This is a genomic window from Sulfuricurvum sp. (assembly GCF_049587615.1).
Classification (GTDB): domain Bacteria; phylum Campylobacterota; class Campylobacteria; order Campylobacterales; family Sulfurimonadaceae; genus Sulfuricurvum.
Window position 1 is genome coordinate 39,697 of sequence record NZ_JBAVEF010000057.1, and the last position, 16,726, is coordinate 56,422.

Below are 16,726 nucleotides of genomic sequence, written 5' to 3' on the forward strand. Positions count from 1 at the left end.
TGTGCATTTATTGTGCGAAAAAGATAGAACAGGAATTGTATTGTGAGTGTTAACCAATCTTGAAGGAACCCCCTATGTCTATCCAAAGCTACATTGCCGACAACAAACTCGAATGGATGATCGTTTATAACGCACCAACCGACTCTTACAAATACGCGTACCGCGGCTGCCTTATCGTAACCGAAGGTAAAGTTATCACTGCTGATAAAAGCCTACCTCCTAAAGATATCGTCAAACAAGTGTTAATGGCTACCAACAGCGATATGATCGATTTTATGGCGTTAGAGCTTCAATCTTTGGATCTTTTTGAACCGTTTGTTGCAAAATACAAAGAGTATTTAACTCCTGAGGGAAAATATCTCCTTTTCGTCTCTGATATTATCGGAAAAGGGTCATTTGTTTATGAGGGAATTACGTTCAATACGTTTGCATTGGATGAGAGTTCTGTATGGAACGACTTGCTCGAACTTGCTGATCTTTCAAAAGGGGATTTGAAAAAAATGTCCGATAAAGAGAAAATCGATGCCGTTGCAAAAGAAGTTTCACGCAGCAACCTTCGTCTGAGCGAAAAAACATATGAAGAGATCAAATCCTTTCAACGCGGTGGAAAACTCTCTTTCGGAGCTGTGTAATCGACTTGCCCCCTTTGTGGGGAATCCCCCTCTTCCCTTACGTATAACTAACACTCCGCTAACACACTTCCTATAAACTTTTACCATCTTAAAAAACAAAGGATACCCAATGAGAAAAGTGGTAGCTGTATTACTTGTTGTTGGAGCGTTAGCTTCTGATGCGTTTGCACATCATCCTTCGCCATCCGATAATGCCGGAGGAAATATGAGTTCATCGTCAGGGCATTTGACCAATAGTTATCCTGCGGAAGTATATGGAGATGATTACCTATGAAAAAAATTTTATTATTGGCACTAGCCGGGTTTTTAACAATGGCATCAGCACATCACATGGCAAAATCGGATGTTGCCGGTGTTAATATCGTTGAGTGGTCTCCTCATTTATTGATGGAATTTTAATCCCGTTTTATCCTCTTCCTCGCTTGCAGAAGGGTGTAAAGTCTTTTTGACTCTACGCTCTTCATGAATACCTTATTCCGCCCTCTTTTCCAAACACCATTTTTCCATACAATTAATCTTCGGCATCGGTTCGACATAACGATCCAGTACTTCAGAAACTCTATTTTCATCAAATCCGCACAGTTTTTCAGCTCCGATAATCATCAGCGGACGGCGAATCAAAATCGGATTGGACATCAGCAGTTCCATCGCTTCGGCTTCATCGAGTGACTCTGGAGAAACCTCACCATTTTTGATTGCGGGAGCGGCAGGGTTAAACCACTCCACTACCTTTTTATCCCCCATAAAACTGCGTAGTGCTTCAGCGTCCAAACCGTGTTCAAGTAGGTTACGCTCGATCAGTGTACAGCCGCTCTTTCTCAATATCTGCTTCTGCTTGGCATTCGCAGCACAAAAAGGTTTTTCATAGAATACGACTAGCTTTACCATTACTCTATCCCGATTGCCTGACGACCGCGGCGGTTGAGATAAAACGTATCGTATCCATCATCTCCGACACTCATACACTCGCCTAGATATCCCTCGTCATAGAGCTCAGACATGATGTTTTTGACTTCGGTTTTATCCATCTGTACGTATTCGGCGATATCATCCGATTCGTAAATGTTGTATTCCCACTCATCACTCAGATTAAAGATGGTTTTCATCACTTTGAGTTTTGTCTCAGACATGGGATTCCTTTTTATTAAATAAACGTCATCGGAGCAAAACCCCGAAGACTACGTTAACACTGTGTTTCCCTCGGCGGGAAGCCCACACGTAGCTTTACAAAACTACTTCTCATAACTTTGCAGTAAGCATTCCTATTTGTTTGTGCAAAACAATGGCTTGGAGCGGATGGAGTTTCTCACGCGCGATCCACTTTTCAAACTCGCCATAATAATGCCCTTTTATCTCATCATGCAACTTTTGTACTTGATCGTTCAGCTCTGATAATAACAACTTGGCTTCATCAAAAGAGTAGGTTTTGAGAGGTCGCAGCCTCCGGATTACCCCATCACTCAATTTCTCATCGATATACCCTTGCGCCAACACCAAAAACTGTGATGCCCTCAAGGGTGAAGCAAAGTTCTCATTCCAAATACGCCCATTGATCATCTGATCGCACGCTTGATCGATAAACACCGGAAAAAGGGTCAATACTTCCAACAGTTCGCTAAAATCGTTATCGACCAATGCACGAAAGAGCATACGGCTACGGTTGCGGATATGACGGCGAAGATCTGGGTTTTTGATAACCTCTGGGTTGAGTCGTGTAAACCGCTCCAAAGCCCCTAAGCGTGAATGATTAAACGCCATAATCGCGACATCGGTGTTACGATCCCCTACCTGGATAGGATGAGAACCACTGGGTCTATGAAATGCCCACAAGAGCCGTGCTTCATCATCCCTATGGTGTAGATAAATCGCATCCCCCTGCTCTTCGAAATCCAAATCGTCTTTTAGAGTCTCAATATGCTCACGATATGTCAAAGTAGACGACGTCTCCATAACGTTCAAACCTTTTCAAATTTTGTTTTTCACTCAGTAAAAAGAGTGTCTGCATCGCAGGAGCCTTCTCCACCGTGAAATAGCCATCACTCAGTATCACCGCCAGATTCTTCTCCCCTGCATGGGTGTTTAGATACTCCAATACGGGAGCAAATTGTGTCCCACCGTTCCCTTTTGCAAAGCTGATATTAGGTAATATCGATTGTGCATCGTAGCTTTTTTTCTCTTCGCTATACACCCGCTCATCGAACGGGATCACACTCACCTCGAAATCATGACTCATCCGAACGATAGAATCAATTATCCCTAAAAATCGTGCAAATACTTCCCCCGTAATACTCATAGAACGATCTAAAAAGATAAAAAAGCTCAAACGGTTACGATCATAACGGTATCCTGGGAGATAAAGCCCCTGATGGATAAAGCGGCGGTTAGGGTGAGAAAAATCGGACTCTTTATCGAAAAAACTCTCTGACATATAGGTGTGCAGTAGCGTATGCAGATCGATGGAGGGTTTCGTGATTTCATCGAACATCTCCAAAAGCGAAGCGGGGATATTCCCCTGCTTTCGCGCCGCCCCCATCGCTTGGATAATCAGCGCGTCGAGCTCTTCCTCAGCGACCTGAGTATCCCCCTCGTGCTCGATAATGTCCATTTTTTGCTGAGTGGGGTTGTTGTCGCTCTGACTCCCCTCCCCCTCATCGCTCTCACGATAGAGGGCATTGTAGACCTCCTCTACACTTTTGTCGCGAAATGACTCGATCACCATCGCCTCTTCGTCCGCACTTCCGACCCGCTGAAAATCATTCAGGAGCAATCCGATGACGATATCACAACTGCGGTTCCATGTCAGCTTCTCACGTCCTTTCATTCTAAAAGGGTGTTTGAGGAGGATATGGAGCAGTACATGAGCATAGAGATATTTGAGACGGGCATCATCGTAGTCCAGCGTTTTGCTCTCATCGACACGGATACTCATCCCATCGGTCTCGAAGAGCATGTGGGGATTGCTTTGGTATTTATGGGGGATCGAGAGGGCCAGAACGCTTAAAAAAGGGTGATCAAAGAGGAACTGAATCCGTATTTTCTCTAGTTTTTCTATAAACGACGGTTGCAACACGTCACACCCGTCTACGCTGGCCGCTATGGCACGGAAGCTTGCCACTAATGTGGCAGATATTTTTATAGTATATAGTCGCCATAGCGTCCGATCCACTCGTCAAACTCGGCACACTCCGCAATCGAGGCATCTTTAACAATCGCATCTTTAATCAACATCACCCCAAACTCAGTTGGCAAGATTTGTGCGAAACCGAACAGATGTTTCGATGCCTCCGCGCCTCCGCGATAAAGTTCCACCATTGCTGAGACCAACGCATACAGCAATGCTGGTTCACTTTTGTCAATATTCGGGTATTCACCGCGATAAATCGCCTGAACGTCGGGGAGCTTTTCGTACACTTTTACATACGAGAGAAACTCTATCCCTGCTCCGTATCCGATCAGACCATAGATGATCGGAGCGATACGGGAGGTATCATTGGAAGTTTTCAAAACATTTGAGAGCATATGGTAACTGCGCGGTGTCGCAAAAGCGGGATTGCTGTCATCTTCACTCACGCTCTCAGAGGTGAGCAGATCGGGACGAAAGCCCAAAAATCCGATCACAAACGAGTGCAATCCCTCACGTATTGCGAAAAGTTTAAAATCCTCAAACCGTGCCTCGACGCTCAAATGGACCATCCGGTTCGCCAGCGGAGTCGGAAGACGAAACACGACACCACGGTCACTAATGCGATTCCCCGCACAGATAATCCGCCATCCACTCGGTAACTCATACTCCCCCATTTTACGGTTCAGCACCAGCTGATAGATCGCCGCCTGAACCGATGGAGGAGCTGAGTTGAGTTCATCGAGAAATAATATCCCGTTTGAATCTTTGTCACGCGGAAAAAATATCGGGGGCATCCACACCGTCTGCTCATCGCGTATCGCGGGGACACCGCGTAAATCGACGGGGTCCATCTGAGAGAGACGAACATCGACGAGTTCCAAAGCGTGTTTTTTGGCCACTTCGGCAACAATGTACGATTTGCCGATTCCCGGACTTCCATGGATAAAAACGGGGATATCCGCCCCGATGAGGGTATCAAGATGGGTATAGAGTTCTGTGGTTGTAATAGATGGAGTCTTCACGCACTTGCCTCCGCAATCAGGCAGCTAAAACAGTGCTCTTGATCATTACAGCTTGCACACGCGGGGGCAACTTTACCGATGGCATCGTAGAGAAATTTTTTCCAGAGTTTATCTTTGGGTTTGAGTTCCGCTAAATGAGGGAAATGTTGGGACATATAAGCACCCATTTGTGTACGGCTTTTAAACCCTAAATCTTGATAGAGATGGTTCATCTCCAACGATTTTCGGGCGATGAGCGGTGCGATGACATAGCGTGCTTCCTCATCAATCGCGTATTTTTTGAGGTAATTTTCGATTTGATCACGCATCACATCGAGTTCATTCATTGTATCAATCTCCGTCACCCGTCATCCCCGACTCAAGGAAACATCGCTATGCGAGCAGTACCCTTGTTGTGATCGGGAATGACAGAAAATATAAACTTTAAAATGCAATTTTTAGTCTAGAGGGTCATCTCGATCATTTTACCCATCGCAATCTCGGAGGCTTCACGACCAAACGCAACACACGCTTCAAGTTCATCTTCGCTTGGGATCAGTTTTACTTTGAGCGGTTTGAGAGGGAGGCGAAATTTGAGCCCTTTAAGCCGTTCATGGAGCATCTCCGGTGCTTCCCCCGTCCATCCGTACGAACCGAATGTCGCCCCGAGCTTCCCTGTACGTTCCAGATATGCCATGCACGAAAGCAGATCCCACGCCGGCTTCACCGCATCCCCGTTGATCGTGGGTGAACCGATCAAAATCGCATCAGACTCTTCGAGCAGCGTGATCATATTCGATTCATCGAGTGAGGCCAGATCGTACATACTTGCCCGTATCCCCTCTACGCTATCGGCACCTTCGGTAATTTTCTCCGCCATTTTATGAGTATTGTCATAGCTGGAGATGTAAAAAACGGAGAGCATCTTGGTATTAAACTCATTTTTGCGAAACCGTGCTTCCGAACTCCATCTTGCATATTTTTCGATATAACTTTGGGGATTGCTCCGCAATATCGGCCCATGGAGAGGTGCGATCAAATCGATTTCAAACGCAGCGTACAGTTTAAGCGCTTGCTGAACGTATTGTTTAAAAGGACGCATAATGTGATCGTAGTAGTAATGAAATGCATACGAAAAATCCCCCACCTGATCATCAAACAACCGCTCGTCATAATAATGGCTTCCGAATACATCGCCGCTAAAGAGGAGTTTCTCTTCATGCAGATAGCTGCTCATTGTATCGGGCCAATGCAAAAAAGGGGTCATAATAAACTCGATCGTTTTATTCCCCAGTGAAATCCGTTTCCCAGCTGTGGCAATCTCATAAGGGATATCGGTTTTTATGATCCCTTTGAGCATCATCACCGCCCGCCCTGAGATGATCAGCTTGGCTTCGGGAGCACGATGCATTAACTCGATCAATGCACCGGAATGATCGGGTTCAAGATGATGCAGTACGATATAGCGAATCTCATCGTAGCTACAAACCTGCTCTAAACGCTCAAAGAAATCATCGCTAAACTCTTTTTTCACCGTATCCATAACGGCTACCCCTTCACTTCCCCGAACAACATAACTGTTGTAGGAACTGCCGTTTGCGGTTTTCATAATGATGTCAAAAGTACGGATTTTTGGGTCAAAGGCGCCTGTAAAATAGACGTCGGGTTTGATGACGACGATTGGGGGAAGCATATGCATCCTTCTGTAATCTTTGCAATAACAGATGCATAAACTGTTCGAGCTAGGAATTCTTTGGAAATATTCAAACTACAATCTAAGCTATAATTCGCATAATAAAAGAAAATAACCTTTACCGTCGAGGAAAACCATTGCATACAGAAGAATTGATAGTGACAACCCACAAACACCTCAGTGGTCTTTTAAGCGAAGTATTTCAACACACAAACCAAGAACATGCGGTGGTAGTCTATGATACACGATGTCTTTTATCGACTATTTTGATGGAAGGTTACAAACGCGCTTTGCCTCATGCACGGTTAATCGATTTTGATGCGCATACGCCTGAAGAGGTACGGGGATTGTTAGAAGCTCTGAATCCCTCAGATTTGGTCGTATTGATCCAGTCAACCAGTTTTCGCCTCGATGCGTTTCGGCTACGTGTCGAGCTGTTTAAACTCCGCCTTAAAGTGATCGAGCACCCCCATCTTAGCCGTATGTCCGATGATGAAGCACCCTACGTCATTGATTCGTTGGCGTACGACGCTGAATATTACCGTCATGTAGGTCGCTCCCTCCAGTCTAAAATAGATCACGCACCCAAGGGGGTACTCGATAGCGGCGGCGAACTTTTAGTGTACGATTCGGCTTTTGAGCCCTCTAAAGTCAATATCGGAGATTACACAGGGATGACTAATTGGGGCGGACAGTTCCCGCTGGGGGAAGTGTTTACCGAAGCGCAGGATCTCAGAGCCGTCCACGGACGGGTAAAGATTTATTGTTTCGGTGACGTCACGTACAAAATCAACACCCCCGAAACTCCTATCACCCTCATTATCGAGGGAGGGCAAGTCGTGGCGTGCGAAAACTCGACACCTGCATTTGATCTAATATTATCTAATATACGACGAGATGAGGGGGAAGTCGTTTGGATACGGGAACTCGGTTTCGGACTTAACCGAGCCTTTAGCAAAACGCGTACGGTGGCCGACACGGGAACCTATGAGCGTATGTGCGGTGTTCATATCTCATTGGGAGCCAAACACGGCACCTACGGCAAACCGGGATTTAAACGTCGTGATGGCATGTACCATGTCGATGTCTTTGCCGATACCCATACGTTTTCGCTCGGGAATGAAGTGGTCTATAGAGACGGGGCTTTTGTGGTTTGAGCTCACACCTTATAGAGAGGAAAGTTTATTCTGATTTTTGATCAACGTTCTAAAAATGGCATCAATATCAAGAATGGAGAGCATTTCTCCCCTGCTCGTCCCCTCATCAGGTATAACGACCGCCTTGGTTAGCGGCGATACCCCGGCAAGCGTTCCGGAATAGGTTTTAATACTACGCAAAGGGATCTCCGGACTGTCTTTGATGTGACTGATCACTATCGCAAATTTCGTATCGTTTTGGTATGAAGATTTTAGGACAATTAATTCGTCCCTCTGCGGATCATAGGCGCTTTGTATACCGAGTAGTTCGTTCAAAGAGATAACACCGATCGTCTCCCCCTCCTTGCTCCCTACAACACCTAGAAAAATAGCATCGCTTCCTATAATACGTGTGACATTCTGATGACTGAGAGAATTGACGATATTATACGATTCGACACCGAAAAATTTATTGCCGATATAGAATGTAGATATATCGACCGTCTCTTCCATCCCTTGCACTTTAGGATAACTGCATACGATATGGCCACTATCGATAGCACACACTTTTGGCAACTCATCACCTTTGACAATTTGTACAAAAATAAAGGCAATAAGGTCATTTTTGTAAAAATCATGTTTTTTATACTCCCTGTAACCGTTCGAGGTGTGGAGCCCCATAATGTAAAAATCACCATCCAGTTCTACGATACCCGAACTGCCGTTTCCGTTTTCATGCGCAAAATAACTCTCATCCAAATTCAGCCTTGATCCCGGACGATATTCGGAGCTTGTCGATGAAATAATATTTTTTTCACGGTCACAAAAGAGGGCAAAACTCCCCTCGATCATTTCACCGTTTTTATCACGCGGAAGCGCATCTTTTAACATCGCTTCAAATTGCGGATGTGAGTCAAAAACAACCCCTATTCCTCCGACGCTCTCTTCGTTCGTCGTATCGGTAATTCCGGCACCATAAATATAGGTCGGTCGATTATCGTACAAAGGGGTTTTTGCAAAATGACTGACGCTGTAACGCTGCGTATCGGTAATTTTCAATGTCTCACGGACCCACGATTCTTCAATCTTACTTCCGACAAAACGGTGTTCACTGCTTTTGGATACGGCAACAATCGTACCGGTGCGATCGTATAAAAAGAGGTTAGTATAGACGGTATATAGGTTATTGATATACGAGAGAATTTCTTCAAGCTCAAATACATCATCCCTCTGAAGCTCTGGTTGAGAAAGTTTTTCTTTGAAGACGAATGTCAATGCCCACCAACGGCAATCATTTGCCCGTTCATATAGATTTCGATCCATAATATCGATCGCTAGTGAGGCGTTAAACTGAGCATCATCAAGATAGGCGGAGAGGACGGTATGGTTGAGATTGCTAATGGAGTCTTCAAATACTTTTTTCGTCTGAAATCCCGTATTGGAAATCTCATTTAAAAGAGATTTTGAGAAGGAGTTTTCATTCGTTTTTGAATTGGCGATATGAACATTGCCGTTCCATACGGTGACGTCAAGCTCTTTTTGAATCTGATCCGCCTTCTGCGGAATCATTTTCAACTCTCCCGAAAATAACGGGGAGTGTTTCAGCACCGTTTCGAGTATATCTTCTGAGATACTTTTGTACGCATGGGGAGCCTTATCGAATGCATGATCGATCGGAACCATCACATGCCCATACCACCCCAGACCGAAAAACCCTTGATACCCTTTCGTCGCACAGGTTTTTGCTAGATATTCACGTCCGGCAAAACGGATGATTTTATAGCCGTTATCGAGTATTTTTTCCATCTTGATACCCAAGGGAATATGGGTCGTATCACTGCAGCTGATGACATACCCCTCCGAATCGAGCAGCATGATCTCCATCCAGTCATTTTCGCTGATGAGATTTTTAAAAATCCCTTCCATCTCGTCTTCAAACCGAAATACAAGGCTTAATACACCTATAGTATCTGATTCTTCGCCGGACGAACGGCGGACTCGATAACTGTAGACCAACGCTTTATCCGCCCCCGGAACCAAATCCGTTTGGCGAAATACCTCGACATACTCGGCTGAGGTGGACAATGCTTCTTTGATAAGGGGATCGCAACTGGAGGTAATCGGATTATGTTCATCCAACTGTGCGACGATATTGCCGCGCGTATCCATCAATATAATGTTGCTATAGACACTGTATTTGGATACATACTCTTTAAAGCGATTTTTCAATGCCATGCGGCGCTCTCTAAGCAACTGCCGCGATGCATCGTCCGTCGTTCCTAAATGTGCCTGTACAATAAAAGAGCGTATATCATCATCCGTCGCCAAAAAACCGATATCAGCCGTACGTTCAAAAAGATTTCGGATGACGATATCTACCGCCACTTGTGCTTTGGCTTCCATCTCGGAGGTTGTCTTTTTCAGAATTTCCATACCGAGTTTTTCCAACAGCTCTGCAGTAAGCGCTTCGAAAGCAGCACGGGTATCGACCATGTCCATCCCCGTATTACTCATTTTCCCCAACATTGTCAGTAGATTCCATTTTTCTGACAACGTATCCAGTGCTTTTGCATACTCCTGCACCGACTGCATGTACTTTAGTAGGCGATGATCCATCAATTAATCCCCAGTTCATAAAAAAACTTATAGGAATGTGTATGCAATTCGTATTCTATATTATTTAATTTTATTATACGTTAATTTATTTTTAATTCACCCGTAGCTTCGTCCGTCCCGTAAAAAGCTTCAAAAAGTCGTAAATATCACTGAGGAAAAAAGCCCTCGTATCCTGATGTTCAAACCGCTGAAGCCATGCACGCTCTTGGTTCAATATTCCCCGACACGGAACGACAAACTCTTCGCGCGGCAAGAGGGGTTTGAGGATACCGCAATCGTTGATCGCATGAACCACCGCATCGAACAGCTCATCGAGTCGGTCATCCTCATCGTAATGGTAGAGTTTACCGTCCATTTTGTAAAAACGGTAGATTGCCAATATCTCGTGGGCTTTATCTATTTCACTCATAGCATTATTCCTTTGTAGGGCATTGCGTGAGCGTCAGCTACCGCCTCGTTGGTTACATCACCGTCATACGTATTTAACGCACATACATAAAGCTCATCTTTTAAGAGTGCAGGAAGCGGTGTGGAAGCAATTTTAATCGCATAGGGGAGCGTTGCATTCGTGAGTGCAACCGTCGAGGTACGCGGATACATCCCCGGCATATTGGCGACACAGTAGTGAACGATGCCGTCCACTTCGTAAGTCGGATGCGAATGGGTTGTCGTATGAGAGGTCTCAAAACATCCCCCCTGATCGATCGAGACATCGACCAAAACACTCCCTTTTTTCATCAGGCTCAACATATCGTGAGTAATCAGTTTAGGGGCTTTCGCTCCCGGTAAGAGTACCGTCCCGATAATCAAATCAGCCGTTTTAATACACTCCAATATCGAATCATGTGTGGAGTAGAGCATCGTCACATTGGGTGCCATCACATCACGCAGATACGTGAGCCGTTCGGTATTGATATCCATCATGACCACCTCAGCACCCAAACCTGCCGCCGCATCGGCCGCCGATTTGCCGGCGACCCCTGCCCCCAACACCAAAACACGGTTACGCTCTACCCCGACGGCACCGCCCAAAAGTCGTCCGCTTCCCCCAAAGTAACGTCCCAAATGAACCGCTCCGAAAAGTGTCGCCATCCGTCCGGCAATCTCGCTCATAGGCTCTAACAGCGGCAACCGCCGCCCTACCCGAAGGGTCTCATACGCGAACGCCGTGATTTTTTTTGCACACAGCACTTCGGTAAGCCGCTTATCCGCTGCAAGATGAAGGTAGGTAAAGAGGATTTGCCCCTCACGCAGGCGAGCGTATTCGACCTCTATCGGCTCTTTGACCTTGAGGATCATATCGGCACCCGCATACACATCCTCCGCGCTCTCCAGCATCACCCCTCCCGCATTGACATAGAGCGAATCCTCAAATCCGCTTCCCAAACCGGCCCCCTGCTCGATCAGTACACTGTGCCCGGCTTTAATCAGTTCCATCACCCCGGATGGGGTCATACCGACACGAAACTCGTCTGTTTTAATCTCTTTTGGTACTCCGATAATCATACTTTTCCCCCTATTGCTACTGCATAAAGTAGTGGCTTATTCGACCAGCGTGAAGCTTCTTCATCATAAAAAGCTCCGATTCCGCTGCAGATCGCATTGTGATGTTCACACGTCCTATAGAGCTCCTGCGCATAAATTCCCGCTTCGATATGAGTCTCTGCGCTAAAATGCTCTGCATGGATTAATACTACCATATTTGATCCTGAAATAAAACGCTGATCTAAAAGCAGATGGACTATTTCAGAATTAAAATTTCCCCTCACGGCACATTCCCCGTTACGATACAAACCCGGTTGCATAGCGTGTGCCTGAAAGATAAAAGGTAGAATTTCCAAAGAATCGGGAACGGGTATCGACATGAGTTCTCGCATAACCGTATCACTCATACCATTCGGATAAAACTCTCGTGCGCTTCGGCGTGATCGGTTAATGGAGAGAAAATCTTCGTAGAAGAGAGTTTCTGGAATTTCGGTATAAACAGCCGCCGTTTTCACAGCTCCCATCAGTGCGTCTATCGTCTCCGTATAATCGGTCGGCTGTACACGCATAAGAGGCGAGTTCAGTGCTTTAACACTCCGTTCACCCATCTCTCCCACACCGTAAACCGCCCCGATCACCTCATCCTCTCCCATCCCCAATATCGTACTCAATCGTTCGTTTACGGACATTTTTGTCAAAGAGAACCCAAAATGTCGTACCGAAGTACAAAGAGCATGAATTTGATGTCCCAGATCGAGATAGAGATAACGCCACGCGCGCAAAGCGTATTTCCAGGAGGATCGAAACGGCACCAGTGTCAGTATTGCGATCACTCCGCTAAAGCGCTTCTCCATCCCGACGTAAGGTTCTATCCCCTCCCCTGCAATCTCTCGAATCATCACCAGTTCTTCATGCACAACATCGAGATGATAAATCCCGCTGAGCAATCCTGTGACATTGCGGATCTGTATATAGATTTCGATCGGATGAAGATTTCCTGCTGAGGGGACATTGAGACGGCGATAAGGTCTTTGCGCAATCGTGTGTTCATCAGTAATACATCGTGTCTGTGCAAGCCACTTTAGCGATGGATGATCGTTCAAAGCTACACGATAGCAAAAGGGAGGATACTGTTTAAAGGAGGCAGGTTGCGACTCCCAATCCAAAAAAGATTGTTTAGCAGCAACCCACTCACGGGTCAGAAGGGTTTGTTCACGCACTGCGAAGCTGCAAAAACACGTCGCGGTTGCTGGTCAGTTCTATCGCACTAAAGCCGTCTTCATTATGAAGTTTCGCATCCGCACCGAGACTAAGGAGCATTTTGACACACTCCAGGCGCGAAGCCGATGCCGCATACATCAGCGCCGTGGTCCCCTCTTCGTTCGTATCGTTGATATCGGCTCCCGCTTCCACCAAAAGACGGATGACTTCCGGTGATGCCGCATAACAGGCGTTAAAGAGGACCCCGTTATAATCATGATTTACGGCATACAAATCGCCACCCGCTTCGATAAGGCGCGATACCATCATCGCATTCCCCTCTAACGCGGCCATCAGCAGCGGAGTATTGCCGTTAAATCCGCGATATTCGAGATCATCGGGATGGAAACCTCGTTCATTCAGCCATGTAATGTATTGTTCAACCATAGTCAGCTCCTTTTACACAGATAGACTGCCGCACTTCGCTCGCAATGACGTTACTGCGAGCGAATGTAAAGCAATCTATTTTAAATTCAAACGCCCATCCAGTTTTCGTGGTCATGCCCTTTTTTCTTGAAGTTGGCCGCTTTATCGACCGCTTCGATACATTTATCGTAATCGACTTCGTCGGTGATCTCAGGTACCACTTCTACATAGCTGATCATCCCCTCTTGGTCGATGACGAATACGGCTCGGGCCAGACGATCTTTGAGTTTCCCCTCAGTAATCAACAATCCAAATTTTTTCGCAAAATCACGGTTGGTATCGATAACGATTTCCGCACTGTCGATCCCCTCACGCGCAACAAAATCGTTCACAAATTCCGGATCATCGGTCGTCACCATCACGGTTTTGAGTTTTTTGAACTGTTTGATGAGATCGTTGAATTTTTTAGCTCCCAGAGAACATACTTCGGTTTTCAATGAGGGGATGGCAATCAGCAACTGCGCCGTAGGGGCAATCATCCCGATGACGTTTTGGCTCCCGTCGAGGTTACTGACGCGTGCGGCCGGTGCTTCGCGCCAAATAGTCATCTCTTTCCCCTCTAAAGGGGTCGGTGTTCCATGAACGGTAATTTGCATAGTCTCTCCTTAATGGATTATTTTGAGAATGTAGTGCAAAAACAGTTCTATAAATTGCCTATTTTTTATCCACATGAATGTCAGTTCCTTGTCGCTATATGTACTACAATTACCCTACAACTTAGACAAAAGATTTTGAAATGATGACGTTCGATGCTAACATCCCCAATCGCGAAGAGTGCCAAACCTGCGCATTGACTTTCGCCTATAAAGAGATCAATCTCCTTTATGAAGTCGCCGTGATGCTTACCAGCACTACCGAGATCAATGAGAGTATCGAAAAGGCGATGCGTCGTCTGAAACAGCACGGCTATTTGGAACGGTGCGCCCTGTTTCGTAAAAAAGAGGATGCCAATGAGCTGGAGTTATTGGTATCCATTGATTTGGAGCCGTATCAGAAAAAAGTGGCAACGTACCGTTTCGGCGAAGGGGCTACCGGACTCGCCGCCAAAAGCAAAGAGCCGATCGTCATTGAAAATATTCATAACAACATCAACTATCTCAATAAAATGGGAAATATTTCGACCCAGATGGTCTCCTACGTCGCGGTACCGCTCCTCCAAGACGAAGAGGTTATCGGCGTCATTTCCGCCAATATTGGTAAAAACAGCCCCCTTAATTTTGATGAGATCGTCCGTATGCTCACTATCGTCGGATCACTTTTCGTCGGATCCCTCAAAGCTCAGCAGACGATCAAACAAGAGAAAGAGTCCTTGAGTGAACTGAAAACCTACTATAAAGAAGAGATGCAAAAAGATTACAAATTTGAAAACATCGTCGGACGTTCTACCCGTATGCAGCAGGTTTTCGGTATGATCAATACCGTTGCCCCGACCGATGCGACGATTTTGATTCGCGGAGAAACGGGGACAGGGAAAGAGTTGATTGCAACGGCCGTCCATAACCTCAGCCGCCGCCAAAACGGCCCCTTTATCAAACTCAACTGCGCCGCAATCAGTGAAACCCTCCTCGAATCGGAGCTTTTCGGACACGAAAAAGGGGCATTCACTGATGCACGTGAAATGCGAAAAGGTCGCTTTGAACTCGCGGATGGCGGAACACTGTTTCTCGATGAGATCGGAGATATTACCCCATCCCTGCAAGTAAAATTGTTACGGATTTTGCAAGAGCAGGAGTTTGAGCGGGTCGGCGGAAACAAAACGATCAAAACCAATGTCCGACTCGTTGCCGCAACCAACCGTAATTTAGAGGAGATGGTACGCAAAGGAGAGTTTCGGGAAGATCTTTTCTACCGCCTCAACGTTATCCCGATTAACCTGCCTCCGCTTCGGGAACGGTACGAAGATGTGAAACTGCTCATCGAGCACTATCTCCACCGATTCATGAAAGAGCACCGCAAAACCATGCACTTTACCAAAGGGGCAATGGAGTTGCTGCTCGGTTATCCGTGGCCGGGGAATATCCGAGAACTTCAAAATACGATGGAGCGTATCGTCCTGATCTGTCCGGATGGAGAGATCCAACCGGAGATGCTGAGCCATGTATTGCCGTTTAATTATCAAAAGCTCTACATGCAGCAACCTGAGATTCCAGCTATCCCAACACCGCCTGTGAACAGTTATGCCATACCTGATTCGCACTCTATTCCCGCTTCCAATGGACCGGTCACACGAAAAAGCCTCCAGGAATTGGAAAAAGAATCGATCATTCAAGCATTGGTGGATTCTCACGGAATCCAGACCAAAGCGGCACGCACTCTGGGAATGAGTGCACGGCAGATCGGGTATAAAATCAAACAGTACGGAATCGAACTCTAAGGGTTCCCGATCCGTACGCTGTTTTTCCCCTCTGCTTTAGCACGATAGAGTCCTCTGTCCGCACGTTCGATCACCTCTTCCAGGTTATCGTGCGGTTTTATCAAAGTTAATCCCAAACTGCACGTCAGATGTGAAACCGTTTTAAACGTATGCCGCGCAATACGGATACGAATTTGGTCAGCCACTTTCACGGCCTCTACGGGATCAGAGTAACGCAAAAGAATTGCAAACTCTTCTCCGCCCCACCGTATGAAGAGATCGGATTTTCGGATGGAACGGCTCACCAATGCCGTTAATTCTTTGAGGACCGAATCGCCGATAATATGGCCGTAGGTGTCGTTAATAATTTTAAAATCGTCAATATCAAGCATCACCAAAAACATGGTAACTCCATAATGTTCATCAACTTGCTGGTGCGCTTGAAATACCTCTTCAAGCAAGCGTCGGTTTCCGATCCCTGTTAGCGTGTCGGTGGTTGCCATTTTCAACAGCCCCTGTTCCCCCTCTTCAACCAATCCCATGAGAGAATGGAGCATATGGTATTCGTGTTTGATCAATGGGGTCAACTGGTTGTAACACATTGAGAGCAGATGGCGTCGATCCATGACACCGACCACCCCTTCGGGCTTTGTCACTACGATTTTATCAAACGCTGCATGAGTCATTGCATCGAGGACTTCAGCGATGCTCATGGTAAAGTGAAATGTCTGCAAAGGAGCCGTCATAAACTCTTTGACGGGACGTGTGAGATTGTCACAATCGTGCAAAGCTCTTATCATATCTTTCAGCGTTAGAATACCGATGGTAAGTGCTTTCTCGACAATAATGACCGTATCGGTAGCGTATTGCGTAAAATGTTCGAATACCTCTTTTAACGTGGCATTCGTATCAAAAGTATGCACATGATGTTCATCTCGGATGAGTTCTCCGATCGCTGTAGCATGGGTTACTGCCAATGTTTCTGAAATCATCATCGATT

General features: G+C 46.1%; 19 protein-coding genes. 5 read left to right on the forward strand and 14 right to left on the reverse strand.

Annotated elements, in window-relative coordinates:
* The first annotated feature begins 74 nt into the window (after positions 1 to 74).
* From WB308_RS11365 to WB308_RS11375, 3 genes are all read left to right on the forward strand, one after another.
* Entirely contained in the window at positions 75 to 632 is a 558-nt protein-coding gene (locus tag WB308_RS11365; RefSeq protein ID WP_424191597.1) for a hypothetical protein, read from the forward strand.
* Between the two features lie 109 nt (positions 633 to 741).
* Complete coding sequence (locus tag WB308_RS11370; RefSeq protein ID WP_424191599.1) at positions 742 to 906, forward strand: hypothetical protein; 165 nt, start codon at positions 742 to 744, stop codon at positions 904 to 906.
* Positions 903 to 1,031 carry a hypothetical protein gene (locus tag WB308_RS11375; RefSeq protein ID WP_424191601.1) on the forward strand — a complete coding sequence of 43 codons (129 nt, stop codon included), beginning with the start codon at positions 903 to 905 and terminating at the stop codon, positions 1,029 to 1,031. The genes WB308_RS11370 and WB308_RS11375 overlap by 4 nt, the downstream gene beginning before the upstream one ends.
* A gap of 72 nt (positions 1,032 to 1,103) precedes the next feature.
* Here WB308_RS11375 and WB308_RS11380 read toward each other — a convergent pair whose 3' ends face one another.
* From WB308_RS11380 to WB308_RS11410, 7 genes are all read right to left on the reverse strand, one after another.
* On the reverse strand, positions 1,104 to 1,520 hold the full coding sequence (locus WB308_RS11380) for an ArsC/Spx/MgsR family protein (RefSeq protein WP_424191603.1): 417 nt from the start codon (positions 1,518 to 1,520) through the stop codon (positions 1,104 to 1,106).
* Positions 1,520 to 1,762, reverse strand: coding sequence for a hypothetical protein (locus WB308_RS11385; protein ID WP_424191605.1), 243 nt, complete (start codon positions 1,760 to 1,762; stop codon positions 1,520 to 1,522). The genes WB308_RS11380 and WB308_RS11385 overlap by 1 nt, the downstream gene beginning before the upstream one ends.
* 109 nt (positions 1,763 to 1,871) lie before the next feature.
* On the reverse strand, positions 1,872 to 2,582 hold the full coding sequence (locus WB308_RS11390) for a hypothetical protein (RefSeq protein WP_424191607.1): 711 nt from the start codon (positions 2,580 to 2,582) through the stop codon (positions 1,872 to 1,874).
* On the reverse strand, positions 2,551 to 3,747 hold the full coding sequence (locus WB308_RS11395; RefSeq protein WP_424191609.1) for a DUF2201 family putative metallopeptidase: 1,197 nt from the start codon (positions 3,745 to 3,747) through the stop codon (positions 2,551 to 2,553). The genes WB308_RS11390 and WB308_RS11395 overlap by 32 nt, the downstream gene beginning before the upstream one ends.
* A gap of 17 nt (positions 3,748 to 3,764) precedes the next feature.
* Positions 3,765 to 4,778: an ATP-binding protein gene (locus WB308_RS11400; RefSeq protein ID WP_424191611.1), complete on the reverse strand. Its 1,014-nt coding sequence runs from the start codon at positions 4,776 to 4,778 to the stop codon at positions 3,765 to 3,767.
* On the reverse strand, positions 4,775 to 5,122 hold the full coding sequence (locus WB308_RS11405; protein WP_424191613.1) for a nitrogen fixation protein NifQ: 348 nt from the start codon (positions 5,120 to 5,122) through the stop codon (positions 4,775 to 4,777). The genes WB308_RS11400 and WB308_RS11405 overlap by 4 nt, the downstream gene beginning before the upstream one ends.
* A 98-nt stretch (positions 5,123 to 5,220) precedes the next feature.
* Positions 5,221 to 6,450: an FprA family A-type flavoprotein gene (locus WB308_RS11410; protein WP_424191615.1), complete on the reverse strand. Its 1,230-nt coding sequence runs from the start codon at positions 6,448 to 6,450 to the stop codon at positions 5,221 to 5,223.
* A gap of 137 nt (positions 6,451 to 6,587) precedes the next feature.
* Between WB308_RS11410 and WB308_RS11415 the strand changes: the two genes are divergently transcribed.
* Positions 6,588 to 7,607: a hypothetical protein gene (locus WB308_RS11415; protein ID WP_424191617.1), complete on the forward strand. Its 1,020-nt coding sequence runs from the start codon at positions 6,588 to 6,590 to the stop codon at positions 7,605 to 7,607.
* 9 nt (positions 7,608 to 7,616) lie between these two features.
* Here the strand turns inward: WB308_RS11415 and WB308_RS11420 are convergent, their stop codons facing one another.
* From WB308_RS11420 to WB308_RS11445, 6 genes are all read right to left on the reverse strand, one after another.
* Positions 7,617 to 10,202 (reverse strand): chemotaxis protein CheW, encoded by a 2,586-nt coding sequence (locus WB308_RS11420; protein WP_424191619.1) that lies wholly within the window; start codon positions 10,200 to 10,202, stop codon positions 7,617 to 7,619.
* Positions 10,203 to 10,293: 91 nt separating this feature from the next.
* Complete coding sequence (locus tag WB308_RS11425) at positions 10,294 to 10,611, reverse strand: hypothetical protein (RefSeq protein ID WP_424191621.1); 318 nt, start codon at positions 10,609 to 10,611, stop codon at positions 10,294 to 10,296.
* Positions 10,608 to 11,708 (reverse strand): alanine dehydrogenase, encoded by a 1,101-nt coding sequence (gene ald, locus WB308_RS11430; protein ID WP_424191623.1) that lies wholly within the window; start codon positions 11,706 to 11,708, stop codon positions 10,608 to 10,610. Before ald ends, WB308_RS11425 begins: the two co-directional genes overlap by 4 nt.
* Complete coding sequence (locus WB308_RS11435) at positions 11,705 to 12,907, reverse strand: hypothetical protein (RefSeq protein WP_424191625.1); 1,203 nt, start codon at positions 12,905 to 12,907, stop codon at positions 11,705 to 11,707. Before WB308_RS11435 ends, ald begins: the two co-directional genes overlap by 4 nt.
* Positions 12,900 to 13,334 (reverse strand): ankyrin repeat domain-containing protein, encoded by a 435-nt coding sequence (locus tag WB308_RS11440; RefSeq protein ID WP_424191627.1) that lies wholly within the window; start codon positions 13,332 to 13,334, stop codon positions 12,900 to 12,902. The genes WB308_RS11435 and WB308_RS11440 overlap by 8 nt, the downstream gene beginning before the upstream one ends.
* 86 nt (positions 13,335 to 13,420) lie before the next feature.
* Entirely contained in the window at positions 13,421 to 13,969 is a 549-nt protein-coding gene (locus WB308_RS11445; protein WP_424191629.1) for a thiol peroxidase, read from the reverse strand.
* Positions 13,970 to 14,109: 140 nt separating this feature from the next.
* On the opposite strand from WB308_RS11445, the gene WB308_RS11450 reads away from it, so the two are divergent.
* On the forward strand, positions 14,110 to 15,747 hold the full coding sequence (locus tag WB308_RS11450; RefSeq protein WP_424191631.1) for a sigma-54 interaction domain-containing protein: 1,638 nt from the start codon (positions 14,110 to 14,112) through the stop codon (positions 15,745 to 15,747).
* On the opposite strand, the gene WB308_RS11455 is transcribed toward WB308_RS11450, so the two are convergent.
* Positions 15,744 to 16,721 (reverse strand): diguanylate cyclase, encoded by a 978-nt coding sequence (locus WB308_RS11455; protein WP_424191633.1) that lies wholly within the window; start codon positions 16,719 to 16,721, stop codon positions 15,744 to 15,746. The genes WB308_RS11450 and WB308_RS11455 overlap by 4 nt on opposite strands.
* Positions 16,722 to 16,726: the final 5 nt, after the last annotated feature.